Below are 16,843 nucleotides of genomic sequence, written 5' to 3' on the forward strand. Positions count from 1 at the left end.
GGTGAAAATGTATAAGCAAAATACAAGCCATCAAAAAAATAAATCAAAAGGAAAAAATAAGATGGCCAAATAAATTTGACCGCTTCTATTTTTAGTATTTCAACCAAATACTCAGGTGAAATATATAAGCAAAATACAAGCCATCAAAAAAATAAATCAAAAGGAAAAAATAAGATGGCCAAATAAATTTGACCGCTTCTATTTTTAGTATTTCAACCAAATACTCAGGTGAAAATGTATAAGCAAAATACAAGTCCTCAAAAAAATAAATCCAAAGGAAAAAGAAGATGCACAAAGAAATTTGATCGCTTATACTTTTAGTATTTCAACCAAGTACTCAGGAGGAAATTTTTGAGCAAAATATAAGCCTCAAAAAAATTAATCTAAACAAAAAAGAACCGCTTCTATTTTTACTATATCTATCCAAGTATCGGATGAAAATAGATACACAAAGTACAAGGCGAAATTTTCTATTCCAGCAACTAAAAAATCCCTCTACATTTTCAATATTTCGACCCACCGGACAGACAATTATTTTTAAGCAAACTACAACGTGTCAAAAAAAATAAAAACACAAAAAAAGCTTCTTTCTATTTTCAATATTTCCATCACTTGGACGGGAAAAAATTTATACGCAAAGCTCATGCCGAGCAAAAAAAAATTACTCCTTCAAAAACCACAAAAAAAGCAATTCAACAGTCAAAAATAACAAAGAAGAGAAATTCAGACTTATCAACGTTATCAACACTATAAATAATAGAATTAAAATCTTTTTAAAAATTTAAAAAAAACTTCTCTATTATATTGTTTGTTAATATGTACAATAACTTTTAAGCCAGAATTTGGAGATTTGACTTATAAAAACTTATTAACAGGTTATCATTTCTTAAAACGCTTTAAAATAGCTTAATAGCTATCTTATTAACACGGTTAATAACCGTTATCAACAGCCTGTTTAATATAACTTAGGGTGTGTATTTCTGTTGATAAGTGGTGAATTGAGTATGGATATCTAGCTAATAGAATCTAAAAAATAAATTTGCATAGTTCCTACTTCATGCTGTATTGTAATTTATTTCAACTAAACAAAAAATACTTATTCTATTCTTTCCATACTTATCAACAAAAACTGTTCATTTAGTTTTCCTTCATAATCAGTGAATTAGCCTCTTTTAAAAAAAGTGTTGTTGATAAGTGTTAGTATGTTGTAAATCAGTTAATTATTGATATATTTTTACTTTTAGGATTTTAGCTCCTCTAGACAACAGGATGGTATTTTTTCGCTTGATAACAGTAAAAAACACCCGGAATAAGAGAAGAAAAATAGTAAAATGGAGGCTACTTCGTCGTGTTTTTTGGGGATGAAATATGAAATTTTAAGCACAATTATTTGGATCAATTGGGGTAAAAGTAAGGGGTTAAAATGTGCATTTTTAGGTAAAATAAATAGAAAATAAAAGCTGTTTTTAGTACTTAAAAGGATCGTGTAATCGTCGTATTTTTTTGTACCATGTAGGCTAATTTTGGAAAGAAAAGGGTCTTTTTAAAAGGGGAAAACCAAGATAAATCATATCTATAGTTTGCTCCTATTTTGTGTTTTATTTTTCGTTTTATGCGTTCTTATTTACGAGAAAAGGATAAAAGCAAAAGAAGATATAAGGCTATATTTAGTGTTTATAGATCATAATAATTGGACGGCTCAAGTTGATTGAAAGACATGAATTAGATCTAATTTGACCGAAGACAAAATAAAAAAAAGCCTTATCCATCAGATAAGGCTTTGCTATATAATAGTATTTTAATAGGCAATTAAATGCCTTTTTCCATCTTAATTAAGTGGGCCATATTGCGAATAACACTGTTGTGTTTTAAGACAAATGGATTGGATTTATCCCAAACATAACCAGCCAGAACAGAACAAATTTTGCGTTTTACATCGGCATTTTCAGGTTGGTGAAAGAATAATTCTTGTAAGTTTCCAGTATACCATTCTTGAATATACGTGGTGAAAACGTCAATTCCTTCATTCATATAATCGGCATATTCGGTTTGCCAATCTACCGCTTCTCCCTGTAGTGTTCGAATCGCTAATTTAGCTGCAAGCATGCCTGATTCAGTCGCAAAACAAACGCCAGATGAGAAAACAGGATCTAAAAATTCTGTACTATTTCCAGTTAATACATAACCTTCACCAAACATTTTAGATACACTAGTAGAGTAATTTGATAGTTTTTTAGGCTCGAAATCGAAAGGCAATCCACCAAAGCGATTGATATAAAAATCAGACAGATTAATGGCATTTTGCAAGGCTTCTGTTGATGTATCGCCTAATTTTTCAATATAATCTGTAGGACCTACAATTCCCACACTTGTTTTTCCGTTCGAAAAAGGAATGACCCAAAGCCATACTTTGGTTTCTAATATATCAAAAGAAATTTGCGTTCCTTCTACTCCATCAGGTCTTCGTTCATCTATAATATGACTAAAAATGGCAGAGTGTGGACTTAATTTTGAGGCTGCATCTAAGTGAAGCATACGCGGTAAAACACGTCCATATCCGCTGGCGTCAATTAGAAATTTAGCGCGAATCTGAGATTCTTTTCCGTCCATGTTTTGAATGGTCGTTATTGAATCTGTACCTTCAAATTGCACTTGAGTTACTTCTGTTTCAAATTGAATATCGATGCCTTTGCGCTGCATTTCATCCGTAATAGCTTTGTCAAAATCAGCACGTGGAATTTGCCAAGTCCAGTCCCAACCTGTAGAAAATTTATCGCTAAAGTCAAAAATACAGATTTCTTTTCCTCGAATAAATCGCGCCCCAGGTTTTGGTTGAAAATTGTAGGTATTTAATGCAGGTAGCAAATCTGCAGCTTCAAAATGATCCATAACGCGAGGAATTAAGCTTTCCCCTACAACAATTCTAGGAAACTTTGTTTTTTCTACAATTTTAACATTTACCCCCATTTTGTGTAAGTAACTGCCTGCAACACTTCCAGATGGACCTGCTCCAATTATTAGAACATCGACATTTTCAATTGACATTGTTTGCTATTTATTATGTTAATAGTATTAAATTTGCCTCAGTTTTATGCACAAAATGAATGAGCATAAAATTCTGATACAAATATAACTAATATACCAAGTTAATGAACACGTTGAATGGTTTCTTATCTTTAGAAAATTTCGTAGAATATCTAAAGGCTGAACAAGAATTAGTATTAGCTCCAGCATTAAAAGAGCGAGTAGATGAAAGTTTTAACTTTTTAAAAGATTATGCAAAAAATAAAGTAATCTACGGTGTAAATACAGGATTTGGCCCTATGGCTCAATATCGTATTAAAGATGAGGAATGTGTTGCACTACAATATAATTTAATTCGAAGCCACTCTTCTGGAATTGGAAATCCATTGAGCGTTGAGCAAGTTCGCGCTGCAATTTTAGCGCGTTTAAATTCTCTTTCTTTAGGTTATTCTGGAATTAACTTGGAGGTTATTGAGTTGATGAGAACGTTATTGAATAAAGAAATTACGCCTCTAATTTTCGCCCATGGTGGAGTTGGAGCAAGTGGAGATTTGGTTCAATTGGCTCATTTGGCTTTGGTATTAATAGGAGAAGGAGAAGTTTTTTACAAAGGGGAACGCAGAAGTACAAAGGAAGTATTTGAACTTGAAAAGGTAACTCCGATGCGCATCAGTATCCGCGAGGGAATTTCTCTAATGAATGGTACGTCAGTTATGACGGGTATTGGTATTTTAAATTGGAACAAAGCTCAGATTCTATTGGATTGGTCGGTGAAAATAGCTTGTGCAATCAATGAACTAGTAGCGGCTTATGACGATCACTTATCAGCTGAATTAAACGAGGCTAAATTGCACAAAGGACAACAACATATTGCCCAGCAGATGCGCCAAAATTTACAAGATAGTCAGTTGATTAAAAAAAGAGAGGAACACCTATATAATGGTACGAATCAAGAAGAAATCTTCAAAGATAAAGTACAGGAGTATTACTCCATTCGTTGTATTCCTCAAATTTTAGGACCTATATATGATACCATTCAAGAAGTTGGAAAGGTTCTTGAAAATGAAATGAATTCAGCCAATGATAATCCAGTCATTGACGTTAAGAGTCAACAGGTATATCACGGTGGAAATTTCCATGGCGATTATATTTCGTTGGAAATGGATAAATTAAAATTGGTGGTTACACGTTTGACGATGTTAGCGGAACGCCAATTGAATTATTTGCTAAATGCTAAAATTAATGAATTATTGCCGCCTTTTGTAAATCTTGGAAAATTAGGATTTAACTTTGGTATGCAAGGAGCACAATTTACAGCTACTTCTACTACTGCGGAATGTCAAGCATTAGCTACGTCGATGTACATTCACAGTATTCCAAATAACAATGATAATCAAGACATTGTGAGTATGGGAACGAACGCAGCAGTCTTGTGTGATAAGTTAATTGAGAATAGCTTTGAAGTTATGGCTATTGAAATATTAACTTTAGTACAGGCCATTGATGCTTTAGCTTATAAGGATAAGGTTTCTGAAACAACCAAAAAATGGTATACGGACATTCGTCAGATTATCCCTGAATTTTCAGATGATCAAGCCTTATATCCGTATTTACAGCAGATTAAAGAATATTTAAAAGCTTAATATTATGGTGCGTATTTATCTTGTTTTATTGCTGCTTTTGGGCACTAGTCTAGTACAAGCTCAAGAATTAGCCTTAGTCAGAGAGAACAAGCTCTTTGGTTATTTGAATAAGGAGGGTGAATATGCCATTGCTCCAAAATATGTTGGAGCCAATTCTTTTGCTGATGATTTAGCTTGCGTAAGTGATGGTGTTTTATGGGGATATATTGACCGCCAAGGTAATTGGGTGGTTAAACCGACCTTTGATGATGCAAAGGATTTTAATTCAGGTTTGGCTTTAGTGAAAGTTGATAAAGACTGGTTCTATATTGATAAAAAAGGAAAAAGATTAAACTTAGATCCGACAATTGATGCAAGACAGTATCGTTTTTACAAAGGAGTATCTATCTATAGAGTAGAGAAAAAAGTAGGCTTGATTGATAGTCAAGGAACGATTGTCTTAACTCCAAAATACGATGTGATCAAGCGATTTACTACGGATTATACGTCAGTAGCATTAGATAAACGATGGGGAATCATCGATTATCAAGGAAAAGAAATCATTGCGCCTATCTATCAAAGCGTAGGTAAATATGAAAATGGATTAACGTGGGTAAAACAAGAGGACCAGCTATTTTTATGGAGGGAAGGGACATTAGTAGCCATTCCTTTTGTTGATGATGTCATCAATAGTACAAATCCAGATTTCATTATTGTCAAACAAGGAAAAAAGTTTGGAATCATTAATGATAAAGGAGAAGTTGTTCTTCCCTTGAAGTATGATAATTTAGGTCCGTTGAATGAAGGAATGATAGCTGCACGACAAAATGGATATTGGGGATATATAGATGAAAAAGGTGCACAAAAAATAGCATTTACCTTTGAAAATGCTTTATCTTTTACTGAAGATGGTCTGGCAGGAGTAAAATTACAAGAATGGGGCTTTATTGATAGAACAGGAAAAATTGTAATTCCTGCGCAATATAAAATTAATGCACATTTATTCGCACCTCAAGCAAAGAACAAAGGATTTTACGAGGGATTAATCCGCGTTAAATACAACAAAAAATGGGGCTTTTTGGATGTAAATGGAAATCTATTTACAGGCAAATGGTATAAAAATGTAGAATTATATAATTAAAATAGAACGAATGAAAACCGCGATTGTAACTGGTGGATCTAGAGGAATTGGTAAAGCGATTTGCTTGCGTTTAGCACAAGAAAAGAACTATCACATTTTGATTAATTATCAATCTAACGAAGAGAAAGCGTTGGAAACGTTGCGTGAAGTTGAACAATTAGGAGCAACTGGAGAGATACTTCGATTTGACGTGAGTAAAAATGAAGAGGTAACGGAAGTTTTATCGAAATGGGTAGAAAATAATCCAACAGCTATAGTAGAAGTTGTTATAAATAACGCTGGAGTTACAAGAGATGGATTGTTTATGTGGATGTCTTATGAAGATTGGAATACGGTTATTCAAACGAGCTTAAATGGCTTTTATAATGTGACGCAATTTTTCATTCAAAAGATGTTGAGAAATCGATATGGACGCATAGTCAATATGGTGTCTGTTTCAGGAATGAAGGGAACGCCAGGGCAAACCAATTATTCAGCGGCAAAAGCTGCCATTGTGGGTGCTACAAAAGCACTAGCACAAGAAGTTGCGAAGCGAAATATTACAGTAAATGCAGTTGCACCTGGATTTATTGAGACCGATATGACTGCCAATTTAGACGCAGCAGAATTAGTGAAATTAATTCCTGCGAATCGATTTGGTAAAACAGAAGAAGTAGCAGATTTAGTAGGTTTTTTAACTTCGGATAAAGCAGGCTATATTACAGGTGAAGTGATTAATATCAATGGTGGAATTTATTCATAAGTACGCTTGATGGAAAGAAGAGTTGTTATTACAGGAATGGGCATTTACTCTTGTTTAGGATTGAATCTCGACGAGGTAAAAACATCATTGTATGAAGGGAAATCTGGAATCATATACGATGAACAACGACATGAAATGGGGTTTCGTTCTGCTTTTACAGGTATGGTACCCCGTCCTGATTTAAAAGCTGATTTAAATCGCAGACAAAGGCTTTCTGTAGGAGAAGAAACAGAGTATGCTTATGTGGCTACGATGGAAGCTTTGAAGAATGCACAAATCAGCATGGACTTTTTAGAACAACGCGAAGTCGGAATTTTATATGGTAATGATAGCGTCTCTAAAGCCGTAATTGAAGCAACGGATATCTTTAGAGATAAAAAGGATACCGCTTTAATTGGTTCTGGTGCGATTTTTAAGTCGATGAATTCTACGGTTACGATGAATTTATCGACCATTTTCAAATTAAGAGGAGTTAATATGACAATTAGTGCCGCTTGTGCAAGTGGATCTCATGCCGTTGGTCTAGGATTTGCTATGATTAAAAGCGGAATGCAAGATATTGTTATATGTGGTGGGGCTCAGGAAATCAATCCTTTTGCTATGGCCAGCTTTGATGGATTAGGGGTATTTGCCGAAGAAGGAGTAGATCCTGCTCAAGCTTCTCGCCCTTTTGATGCCAATAGAAATGGACTGGTTCCTAGTGGTGGAGGCGCAACGTTGATTTTAGAGAGTTATGAGTCTGCTATGGAGCGTGGAGCACCTATTATTGCAGAAGTAATAGGATATGGCTTTTCGTCTAATGGAGGGCATATTTCAACACCAAATGTAGTTGGTCCAGCTACCGCAATGCGTAGAGCTATTGAAAATGCTGGTATTGCTGTGGATGAAGTAGGCTATATCAATGCGCATGCAACTTCTACCCCATTAGGGGATGCCAATGAAGCCAAAGCTATTTATGAGGTATTCAAGGATAGTATGCCACAAGTTACCTCAACGAAGTCCCTAACAGGACACGAATGCTGGATGGCGGGAGCAAGTGAAGTGGTTTATTCGACCTTAATGATGAATGCAGATTTTATTAGTCCAAATAAAAACTTTGAAGTCGGAGACGAAGACTCCAATAGACTTAATATTGTTAAAAAAACGTTAGATAAAAAATTTGATATATATTTGTCCAATTCTTTCGGATTTGGGGGTACAAATTCTGCCCTTATAGTTAAAAAAATATAGTTGATACATGGATAATAAAGAGATTTTTGAAAAAATTAATCAAATTTTAGTTGAGGAGTTTGAAGTAGATCAAGAGGTAATTGAAGCTGAAAATAATTTAAGAGAAAGCTTAAATTTAGATAGTTTAGATTATGTTGATTTGGTGGTGTTAATTGAATCAAATTTCGGCGTTAAATTAGTCGAAGCGGATTTTACAGCTATAGTTACTTTTCAAGATTTCTATGATTTAATTGAACGCAAGATTACACAAAAGTAAGATGACCAATGGCTCAATGGCAAGGAAAATCTAAAGGTAATTTACTCGGGTATAAAATTTTCGTTTTATGTATAAAAAAGCTCGGTATTAGAACGGCTTATAGTGTTCTGATATTTGTAGCTTTTTACTATTTTAGTACCGCTTGGAAGTCAAATAAAGCCCTTTATTATTATCTTCATCGTAGACATCGATTCTCAGTATTGAAGTCGATAGTCATGATGTATGCCAGCTATTTTAGATTTGGTCAGGTACTAATTGATAAAACAGCAATTTCTATCGGATTGCGAAATCGATTTACCTATGATTTTGACGGTATTGAAATTCTAAAAGAATTACTAGCAGAAAAAAAAAGGAGCTATTTTAATTAGTGCCCATGTAGGCAATTTCGAAGTTGCCGAATATTTCTTTGCTGATATTGATTTTGATTGTCAAATTAATTTGGTCACAACAGATCGTGAACACACGTTTATCAAAGCGTATTTTGATCAAATTTCGATTAAAACGAATTTGAATTTTATTATTGTGAGAGAGGATATGTCTCATATTTTTGAGATTAATACTTGTTTGTCAAATAATGAAATCATTTGTTTTACTGGGGATCGATTTTTTACTGGTAGTAAAACCTTACAAGAAGAATTTTTAGGCGAATCAGCTGTATTTCCTGCTGGTCCCTTTAGTATAGCATCGCGTATGAAAGTGCCTGTTGCCTATGTATATGTAATGAAAGAGCAAAATTTACACTATCATTTATATACTCGACGGGCAGAAGTCAAACACCGCGATGCGCAACACTTGCTCCAATCGTATTGTTCTAGTGTAGAGCAAATAGTAAAAAAATATCCCTTACAATGGTTCAATTATTACGACTTTTGGGAACAACCATCCCAAACTAAATAAAAGACGATGAAGCGTGTATTAGTTATTTACTATAGTCAATCCGGACAGTTAAAGCGGGTATTAGATCAATTGGTGAGTCCTCTCGTTCAGGATGAAGCCATTGATGTAACGTGGTATGATATTGAAATGGAGAAGCCGTATGCTTTTCCCTGGAAGAAAGCAGCTTTCTTTGATGCTTTTCCAGAATCGTTCAAACAAATAGAACAACCCCTTATAGCGCCGTCTGAGGCTATTTTAGGTGCTACATACGATTTAGTTATACTTGGTTACCAAGTATGGTATTTAACGCCTTCTATCCCTATTAATTCTTTCATGAAAAGCGATTATGCAAAACAACTACTAGCCAATACACCCGTGGTAACAGTTAGTGGAAGTCGAAACATGTGGATCATGGCACAAGAGAAATTGAAAAAGCAAATTCAAGCCGTATCTGGTATATTGGTTGGCAATATTGCACTTGTGGATAGAAATATTAATTTAGTAAGCGTAATTACGATTGTTGACTGGATGTTCTCCGGAAAACAACGCAAGGTTTATGGAATATTACCAAAGCCAGGTATTACACCAGAAGAAATTTTGGCAAGTAAGCGATTTGGCGATACAATAAGAAAATATTTATATAGTACTAATTATCAAGGATTACAAGAAGAGTTAATTCAACAAGATGCAGTAGAAGTACGCCATTTTTTGGTGTCAATGGATCGCAAAGCCAATCGACTATTTGGGATTTGGTCTTCATTGATTTTGAAAAGTAGCCCACAACGAAGACCTTTTTTATTAAAGTGTTTCAATGTGTATCTATTCGTTGCTATTTGGTTGATTTCACCAATTGTACATTTAATTCATATCCTTTTGTATCCTTTGAAATACAAGAAAATCCAACGCGATAAAGTGTATTTTCAAGGAATAAAGTAAACGTTATGGGAAGAGTTTTTATAACCAGAGCCGCAAAAATTTTTACCCAATTCACCTGTTTCTAATGATGAAATGGAAGAGGTATTGGGAAAAATAGATCAACAAGCGTCTAAAGCACGTCGAATTGTGTTGAGAAATAACGGAATTCAGACGCGATATTACGCGCTGACAAAACAAGGAAAAATAACGCATACCAATGCGCAGTTGACGTTTGAAGCTATCCAGACTTTATGTGATTCTCATTTTGCATTATCCCAAATTGAAGTACTGTCCTGTGGAACTTCAACACCCGATAGTTTATTGCCGTCACACGCAGCTATGGTACACGGATTAATGAAAACGAAGTCGTTAGAATTGAATTCTTCTTCTGGCGTGTGTTGTTCAGGAATGAACGCCTTAAAATTTGGATTTTTATCAATCAAAGCGGATACAGCAGCAAATGCAGTTTGTACCGGTTCTGAACGCGTATCAACGTGGATGAAATCTGAGAAGTTTGAAGAGGAAGTAGCGAATTTAAAGTGCTTAGAGGAAACTCCTATTATTGCGTTTAAAAAGGACTTTTTACGTTGGATGCTGTCCGATGGATGTGGAGCTTTCTTATTGGAAAATCAACCAAGAGGAGAAAGATCTGTTGAAATCTTGTGGATGGATTATTATTCGTATGCTTTTGAATTAGAAGCTTGTATGTATGCAGGTGGAGATAAATTAGCCGACGGAAGCATTAAGCCATGGAGCGATTATGCAGCACAAGAATGGCTAACGGAATCTGTATTCTCTTTGAAACAAGACGTAAAAATATTAAACGAAAATATTTTAGATAAAGGGGTTGAAAGTATGAAAGCTACCTTGGAAAAAAACAAGATCACAGTAGATGATATTGATTATTTTTTACCTCACGTATCTTCTCATTACTTTGTGGATGGTTTATATACCAAATTTGCCGAAGCGGGAATTGAAATTGCCAAAGACAAATGGTTTATGAATCTAAAACACGTAGGAAATGTAGGTTCTGCTTCCATCTATTTGATGTTTGAAGAATTGATGAATTCAGGTCAGTTAAAATCAGGAGACCGTATTTTATTATCTGTTCCTGAAAGTGGGCGATTTTCGTATGCGTACGCCTATTTAAAAGTAGTTTAGTTATGCAAAAAAAAGAATTGATAGCAAAAGAATTGGTGGGAACTTTAATTCCTCAACGTGCACCTATTGTTATGGTTGATGCGTTATATCAATTTGGAGATGATTTTATTGAAGCAGGTTTGTCTATTCAAAAGGATAACCTTTGTGTGGCCAATGAATACATGCAAGAACCAGGTATTATTGAGCATATGGCACAGGCGGTAGCACTGCATACAGGTTATGCTTATTATCTAAAAGATAAAGCTGCACCAACAGGTTATATTGGATCTATAAAAAAGATAGAAATTACTCAATTGCCTAAAGTGGGAGATCAACTTATCACAAGAGCTCAAATTTTACACGAGTTTATGGGGGTTACTCTGGTAGAACTGACTACCACTTGTAATGATATCGTAATAGCAACAGGACAAATGAAAACAGTTCTGGCACAATCTTAATTCCTTATGGTCAATACTAAAGTAATTGAAATACAAAATTATTTGCCACATCGCGCTCCAATGCTGATGGTAGATATTATTACAGCAATCAATACCGATAGTGTTGCTACCCGATTTAGAGTGACAGAAGATAATATTTTTGTAGAAAATAAGAGACTTTGTGAAGCTGGATTAATGGAAAATGCAGCTCAAACTTGTTCTGCAATTGTCGGGCAAACGTTCTTTTTTGATGAAAATCACCAAGAACGTTTAAATGTCAACGTACTGGGATTTATTAGTGCCATGAAAAAAGTCGAAATCTTGGGATTACCCCAAGTTGACGATGTTCTTTTTACCGAAGGCAAGCTAATTTCTCGTATGGATGGAGATGATTTTTCAATTTGCTTGATTGAAGTAATTACTCGCATAGAGACCCAAACTTTATTGAGAGCAGAGGTCAACCTTTTCTTACAAAAACAATAAGTTATGAAAGAGTCTGAAGTACCACAAGATAAAAGCAGTTTACTGAATAATGACATTCAAGAATTGTGTTATGCCGTAAACGAAAAAGGGGAATATGTCACGGCGCTTAGCTCAGGTTGGGAAACCAAAACCATCGTGCAAGAAGCAACGTTAGAGGGAATCAATGCCCGCGTACAAGAAGCTAAGTCACAAGTAGCAGATGGTTTAGTTAGTCCTATCGTGTACTTTATGGAAGTAAATCGCATGGATTTACCCACGTTAAGTGCTTATGTTTCGCTTTGGAGATGGCGCGTAAAGCGACACTTCAAACCTCATGTTTTTAAAAAATTAAGTACGAAAGTACTACAAAAATATGCTGATGCCTTTGATATTTCCGTAGCGGAATTAAAAGCATTTAGCGGCAAATAAGATGAAGATAGATTTTGTACACAAACAGTCTGCCCATTGTGAAAATGGTGTAGCTTCAAATTTATTAAGTAACCAAGGTATTCAAATCAGTGAACCCATGGCTTTTGGCATTGGATCAGGTTTGTTTTTTGTTTACTTGCCCTTTATCAAAGTAAATCATGCCCCAGCCATTAGTTACAGACCAATGCCTGGATTAATTTTTAATCGTTTAGCGAAGCGTTTGGGATTAAAAATAAAACGCATAAAATTCAACGATAAACAAAAAGCACAACGCGAATTAGAAGCGAAGATTGCACAGGGAATTCCTTGTGGTCTGCAAGTAGGGGTATATCACCTACCCTATTTCCCAGAAGAATATCGCTTTCATTTTAATGCGCATAATCTGGTTGTTTATGGCAAAAGGGAGGCTAATTTTTTGGTGAGTGACCCTGTTATGGCCACAACCACAGAATTAACGCCTAGTGAACTGGAAAAAGTGCGATTTGCTCAAGGAGCTTTTGCTCCCAAAGGTCAGATTTATTACCCTATTGCCATCCCTCAAAAATTAGATTGGGAAAAAGCCATTGTCAAAGCCATTAAAAAAACGTGTAATGATATGCTTGCTCCTGTGCCTATTGTTGGTGTACGCGGTATGCGCATGGTTGCCAAAGCCATTGTGAAATGGCCCAAAAAACACGGCGTGCCTAAAGCCAATCACTTTTTAGCACAAATGGTGCGTATGCAAGAGGAAATTGGAACAGGTGGCGGTGGATTCCGTTTTATCTATGCTGCTTTTCTTCAAGAAGCGGCTAAAAAGATCAATAAGCCCGTTTTAAACGAGTTTGCAACTGAAATGACATCCATAGGCGATGCATGGAGAGATTTTGCCGTAAATGCGGCCCGTGTGTATAAAAAACGCAAAAACGGGGACGATGTGTACATTAGTTTATCGAAAGAACTTCAAGTGTTAGCAGATAGAGAAGAACAATTCTTTAAAAAGCTCAAAAAAGCCTTGTAATGAAAGACATTGTCATTGACATACAACGATTATACAAACAATATAAAGGAGCAGATTTCTTTTCTATTGAAGATGTTTCCTTGCAAATTTACAAAGGAGACTTTATTGGTGTATTAGGGCCAAATGGAGCGGGTAAAACAACATTATTATCCATGTTGTATGGATTGATAAAGCCTACTTCGGGTTTGTTGCAAATTGAAGGTAAAACCTACCAACAAAACGAAAAAGAAATCAAGCGGATTATTGGGGTTGTTCCACAAGAATATGCCCTCTATCCTACCCTTTCAGCACATGAAAATTTAATGTTTTTAGGGAGTATGTATGGGTTAAAAGGAAAAGAACTCAAACAAAAAGTTCAATACTATTTAGATTATTTAGGGCTAGAAGCCTTTGCACATAAAAAAATTGACACCTTTTCTGGTGGAATGAAAAGACGAGTAAACCTCATTGCAGGTATTTTACATGAACCTGCTATTCTTTTCTTAGACGAACCTACTGTAGGGGTTGATTTACAATCTCGCTTGTTGATTGTTTCCTTTTTGAAAGAACTCAATGCCAAGGGAACAACAATTATTTATACCTCTCATCATTTGCATGAAGTGCAGGAGTTGTGTACGTCTATTGCCATTATCAATACAGGAAAAGTATTTGCTTTGGGAACAAGTGAAGCCTTGATGGCACAAACGCAAACGGCAAATTTAGAAGAAGCATTTTTGCAGTTAACCGGTATAAACTTGAAGGACAATGTATAAATTACTCATGACAATCCGCAAAGAGGTGAAACTGTTGGCTAGAGATCTAGGTGGTTTAGCGGTTCTATTCATTATGCCTGTGTTTTTGGTCATTGTAGTGACTTTAATTCAAAATAATACATATGAAAATATAACCAATCAACGATTGAAATTATTGGTTATTGATCAAGATCAAGATGAAGTTTCTCAAGCAATCTTTGATGAGGTTCACGCATTGGGAAGCTTTGAAATAATCACCAGTTTACAAGGAGAACCCTTGACGGAAGAACGAGCAGCAAATGCTGTTTTAAAAGGCGAGTACCAATTAGCCATTGTGATTCCAAAACAGTTGACACAAGAGATTCAAAGCTATATTACTGCGAATGTAGAAGAAGTACTCCAATTAGGTGATACTGTGGGACAACCGAAAGAAAAACCGTTATTTAAGCAAAAAGAAGTGGTCTTATATTTTGACCCAGCTTTGCAAATTGCGTATAAAGAAGGCATAAAAGCGGCCATTGATCGGATAGTAACACAAACCGAAAATAAGTTTATCTATGGAGCTTTTGCTTCCCAATTAGACTTAGACAGTAACAGTACATTATTGAAACAAGAAGCACTTTTTGCTTTTAAAGAAATATCTCCCCTTGATTTACATAATGAAGTAAAACCGAATGCAGTACAACACAATGTACCCGCTTGGTCTTTATTTGCTATTTTCTTCATTATTGTGCCTTTTGCTATGAACTTAGTCAAAGAAAAAAATCAAGGAACTAAAGTGAGATTGTATACCGTTCCAACTGGTATGGGCATACTTTGGACAGGCAAAATTATAACGTATCTCGTGATTTGCTTGTTGCAATTTTATTTGATTTTAGGGGTGGGAAAATTTGTTTTTCCTTCCTTAGGTTTGTTACCTTTTACAATTGGTAGTCAATTGTTTAATCTAAGTGTATTGACCTTGTGTATTGGTTTATCTGCCATCTCATTGGGGGTTGTTTTCGGGACAATCGCTCGAACACAAGAACAATCCTCTCCTTTTGGGGCAACTTTTGTTGTTATCCTTGCAGCCGTGAGTGGCGTTTGGGTACCAACTTTTGCAATGCCTACCATCATGCAGTATATTGCTAAAATATCACCGATGAATTGGGGATTGGAAGGATACTATACCCTTTTGCTTAGACAAGGTAGTTTATGGGAAATTAGAAATGAGATTATTTTGCTACTTTTGTTTGCTTTAGTAATGATCTCAATAGCGTTGTTTTATGATAAGAAAAAAAGATCTTTATAAAGAAGTTTCCGAACTTACCGTTGAAGTAGAAACTAGAGTTCGATTCAACGAAACAGATGCTCTTGGAATTGTCTGGCATGGTAACTATTTAGTGTATTTTGAAGATGCAAGAGAAGCCTTTGGCAGAAAATATGGCATTTCCTATTTAGATATGTTACAGGCGGGTTATGTAACGCCAATTGTAGCCTCTTCTTGTGCGCATAAACTCACATTGAAGTACGGAGATGTTATTCGTATTCAAGCCACCTATGTAGCAAGTCCTGCTGCAAAAATTATATTTAGATTTAAGATTTTAAACGAACAAGACCAAGTGGTTTGTACAGGGGAAACAACACAAGTTTTCCTGGATCAAGCCAATAACTTGTCGTTAGCAATACCGCCTTTCTATGAAGAATGGAAAGCTAAATTAGGATTGACAGAAGCATGAGAAAGGTTTATATCAATAAAGCAGAGTGTTTCAGTTCAATTGGATTTGGTCAAAGTCAAAACTGGAAGGCAATACAACAACAGCAATCAGGCATTAGAAAAATTGACCAATTAGGGGTTATGACTGATTTTTATGCTGGGCAAATTGCCGATGCATGGATTGCCGAACAAGAAGAAACGTTTGGTGAAGAGATAACGGCATTTACTCGTTTTGAACGCTTGTTAATCAGTACACTAAAACCGATCCTACATCAAGAAGCGATCACAGCTAAAACCGCTTTGATTGTTTCTACAACGAAAGGAAATATTGCTGCTTTAGCAGAAGGAAAATTGGAAGAAGCAGATATCAATTTAGCGGCACAACGTGTGGCTGATTTTTTTGGATTTACTTCCCAGCCGATTGTCGTTTGCAATGCATGTGTTTCGGGTATTTTAGCCATTGCGGTTGCCAAACGACTGATTCAAATGGAACAATTCAATGATGCTTATGTTTTGGCAGGAGATGAATTAACACCTTTTGTTGTTTCAGGTTTTACTAGTTTTCAAGCAATGAGTGAGGAACCTTGTACACCCTTTGATGCAAATCGAAAAGGAGTAACTCTTGGCGAAGCAGCCGTAGCCGTTTACCTCAGCACAACAGCGGTAGCAGGCGAATCATTTGAAATCATAGGTGAAGCGTCTATTGCAGATGCAAATCATATCTCTGGACCATCCCGTACAGGAGAGGGTTTATTTTTAAGCATACAACAAGCCTTAAATGAAGCACAAGTCACTGTCGATCAAATCGACTGTATTTGTGCACATGGTACGGCTACGGCCTATAATGATGAAATGGAAGCCATCGCTTTTGATCGCTTGGGATTGGCGCATAAACCCATCCACAGTCAAAAGGGATATTTTGGTCATACTTTAGGTGCTGCTGGGTTGTTAGAAGTGGTGATGCTCATGCAAAGTATGAGACACAATGAATTAATTGTATCCAAGGGATTTGAGCAATTAGGCGTGTCAAGAACCGTGAATATCACGACTGAAAAAGAAAGTCAACCTTTGCAAATCGCCTTGAAAACGGCATCGGGATTTGGAGGATCAAATACAGCATTAATACTCAGTAAAAAGTAGGGAGA

Annotated in this window: 15 protein-coding genes and 2 pseudogenes; 16 read left to right on the forward strand and 1 reads right to left on the reverse strand. The window is 35.7% G+C overall.

Going from position 1 to position 16,843, the window contains the following annotated elements:
• Positions 1-1,809: 1,809 nt before the first annotated feature.
• The gene (locus M2306_RS14565; RefSeq protein ID WP_115092097.1) at positions 1,810-3,045 is read right to left on the reverse strand and encodes an NAD(P)/FAD-dependent oxidoreductase; all 1,236 of its coding nucleotides are present in this window, start codon (positions 3,043-3,045) and stop codon (positions 1,810-1,812) included.
• 104 nt (positions 3,046-3,149) lie between these two features.
• Between M2306_RS14565 and flxA the strand changes: the two genes are divergently transcribed.
• From flxA to M2306_RS14645, 16 genes and pseudogenes are all read left to right on the forward strand, one after another.
• Complete coding sequence (gene flxA, locus M2306_RS14570; protein WP_259189274.1) at positions 3,150-4,667, forward strand: flexirubin biosynthesis tyrosine ammonia-lyase FlxA; 1,518 nt, start codon at positions 3,150-3,152, stop codon at positions 4,665-4,667.
• A gap of 4 nt (positions 4,668-4,671) precedes the next feature.
• Positions 4,672-5,787 carry a WG repeat-containing protein gene (locus M2306_RS14575; protein ID WP_259189273.1) on the forward strand — a complete coding sequence of 372 codons (1,116 nt, stop codon included), beginning with the start codon at positions 4,672-4,674 and terminating at the stop codon, positions 5,785-5,787.
• A gap of 10 nt (positions 5,788-5,797) precedes the next feature.
• Complete coding sequence (gene flxB / locus M2306_RS14580; RefSeq protein ID WP_002988630.1) at positions 5,798-6,529, forward strand: flexirubin biosynthesis SDR family reductase FlxB; 732 nt, start codon at positions 5,798-5,800, stop codon at positions 6,527-6,529.
• A 9-nt stretch (positions 6,530-6,538) separates the two neighbouring features.
• The gene (locus M2306_RS14585; protein WP_259189272.1) at positions 6,539-7,759 is read left to right on the forward strand and encodes a beta-ketoacyl-[acyl-carrier-protein] synthase family protein; all 1,221 of its coding nucleotides are present in this window, start codon (positions 6,539-6,541) and stop codon (positions 7,757-7,759) included.
• Between the two features lie 7 nt (positions 7,760-7,766).
• Entirely contained in the window at positions 7,767-8,015 is a 249-nt protein-coding gene (locus tag M2306_RS14590) for an acyl carrier protein (protein WP_002988622.1), read from the forward strand.
• A gap of 8 nt (positions 8,016-8,023) precedes the next feature.
• Positions 8,024-8,912: pseudogene (locus M2306_RS14595) on the forward strand (lysophospholipid acyltransferase family protein).
• A 6-nt stretch (positions 8,913-8,918) separates the two neighbouring features.
• Positions 8,919-9,827 carry a flavodoxin gene (locus tag M2306_RS14600; protein ID WP_115092092.1) on the forward strand — a complete coding sequence of 303 codons (909 nt, stop codon included), beginning with the start codon at positions 8,919-8,921 and terminating at the stop codon, positions 9,825-9,827.
• 5 nt (positions 9,828-9,832) lie between these two features.
• Positions 9,833-10,967: pseudogene (gene darB, locus M2306_RS14605) on the forward strand (dialkylresorcinol biosynthesis protein DarB).
• Between the two features lie 2 nt (positions 10,968-10,969).
• Positions 10,970-11,404: a hotdog family protein gene (locus M2306_RS14610; protein ID WP_115092090.1), complete on the forward strand. Its 435-nt coding sequence runs from the start codon at positions 10,970-10,972 to the stop codon at positions 11,402-11,404.
• Between the two features lie 6 nt (positions 11,405-11,410).
• A complete protein-coding gene (locus M2306_RS14615; protein ID WP_002988606.1) occupies positions 11,411-11,866 on the forward strand; it encodes a hotdog family protein in 456 nt (151 codons plus the stop codon).
• Positions 11,867-11,869: 3 nt separating this feature from the next.
• On the forward strand, positions 11,870-12,274 hold the full coding sequence (gene DarG, locus M2306_RS14620) for a flexirubin biosynthesis protein DarG (RefSeq protein ID WP_115092089.1): 405 nt from the start codon (positions 11,870-11,872) through the stop codon (positions 12,272-12,274).
• A gap of 1 nt (position 12,275) precedes the next feature.
• Positions 12,276-13,271: a BtrH-related acyltransferase DarH gene (gene darH, locus M2306_RS14625; protein ID WP_115092088.1), complete on the forward strand. Its 996-nt coding sequence runs from the start codon at positions 12,276-12,278 to the stop codon at positions 13,269-13,271.
• A complete protein-coding gene (locus M2306_RS14630; protein ID WP_115092087.1) occupies positions 13,271-14,023 on the forward strand; it encodes an ABC transporter ATP-binding protein in 753 nt (250 codons plus the stop codon). Before darH ends, M2306_RS14630 begins: the two co-directional genes overlap by 1 nt.
• Entirely contained in the window at positions 14,016-15,293 is a 1,278-nt protein-coding gene (locus M2306_RS14635; protein WP_115092086.1) for an ABC transporter permease, read from the forward strand. Before M2306_RS14630 ends, M2306_RS14635 begins: the two co-directional genes overlap by 8 nt.
• A complete protein-coding gene (locus M2306_RS14640) occupies positions 15,268-15,720 on the forward strand; it encodes an acyl-CoA thioesterase (RefSeq protein ID WP_002988595.1) in 453 nt (150 codons plus the stop codon). Before M2306_RS14635 ends, M2306_RS14640 begins: the two co-directional genes overlap by 26 nt.
• A complete protein-coding gene (locus M2306_RS14645; protein WP_259189266.1) occupies positions 15,717-16,838 on the forward strand; it encodes a beta-ketoacyl-[acyl-carrier-protein] synthase family protein in 1,122 nt (373 codons plus the stop codon). Before M2306_RS14640 ends, M2306_RS14645 begins: the two co-directional genes overlap by 4 nt.
• The last annotated feature ends 5 nt before the right edge of the window (positions 16,839-16,843 follow it).

Source organism: Myroides gitamensis, from assembly GCF_029894455.1.
In the GTDB taxonomy this organism is placed as follows: Bacteria; Bacteroidota; Bacteroidia; order Flavobacteriales; family Flavobacteriaceae; genus Flavobacterium; species Flavobacterium odoratum.

What these genes read in the sequence shown, in the direction of transcription:
- M2306_RS14565 (WP_115092097.1), bottom strand. Translation starts at nt 3,045, where the DNA reads ATGTCAATTGAAAATGTCGATGTTCTAATAATTGGAGCAGGTCCATCT.
- flxA (WP_259189274.1), top strand. Translation starts at nt 3,150, where the DNA reads ATGAACACGTTGAATGGTTTCTTATCTTTAGAAAATTTCGTAGAATAT.
- M2306_RS14575 (WP_259189273.1), top strand. Translation starts at nt 4,672, where the DNA reads ATGGTGCGTATTTATCTTGTTTTATTGCTGCTTTTGGGCACTAGTCTA.
- flxB (WP_002988630.1), top strand. Translation starts at nt 5,798, where the DNA reads ATGAAAACCGCGATTGTAACTGGTGGATCTAGAGGAATTGGTAAAGCG.
- M2306_RS14585 (WP_259189272.1), top strand. Translation starts at nt 6,539, where the DNA reads ATGGAAAGAAGAGTTGTTATTACAGGAATGGGCATTTACTCTTGTTTA.
- M2306_RS14590 (WP_002988622.1), top strand. Translation starts at nt 7,767, where the DNA reads ATGGATAATAAAGAGATTTTTGAAAAAATTAATCAAATTTTAGTTGAG.
- M2306_RS14600 (WP_115092092.1), top strand. Translation starts at nt 8,919, where the DNA reads ATGAAGCGTGTATTAGTTATTTACTATAGTCAATCCGGACAGTTAAAG.
- M2306_RS14610 (WP_115092090.1), top strand. Translation starts at nt 10,970, where the DNA reads ATGCAAAAAAAAGAATTGATAGCAAAAGAATTGGTGGGAACTTTAATT.
- M2306_RS14615 (WP_002988606.1), top strand. Translation starts at nt 11,411, where the DNA reads ATGGTCAATACTAAAGTAATTGAAATACAAAATTATTTGCCACATCGC.
- DarG (WP_115092089.1), top strand. Translation starts at nt 11,870, where the DNA reads ATGAAAGAGTCTGAAGTACCACAAGATAAAAGCAGTTTACTGAATAAT.
- darH (WP_115092088.1), top strand. Translation starts at nt 12,276, where the DNA reads ATGAAGATAGATTTTGTACACAAACAGTCTGCCCATTGTGAAAATGGT.
- M2306_RS14630 (WP_115092087.1), top strand. Translation starts at nt 13,271, where the DNA reads ATGAAAGACATTGTCATTGACATACAACGATTATACAAACAATATAAA.
- M2306_RS14635 (WP_115092086.1), top strand. Translation starts at nt 14,016, where the DNA reads ATGTATAAATTACTCATGACAATCCGCAAAGAGGTGAAACTGTTGGCT.
- M2306_RS14640 (WP_002988595.1), top strand. Translation starts at nt 15,268, where the DNA reads ATGATAAGAAAAAAAGATCTTTATAAAGAAGTTTCCGAACTTACCGTT.
- M2306_RS14645 (WP_259189266.1), top strand. Translation starts at nt 15,717, where the DNA reads ATGAGAAAGGTTTATATCAATAAAGCAGAGTGTTTCAGTTCAATTGGA.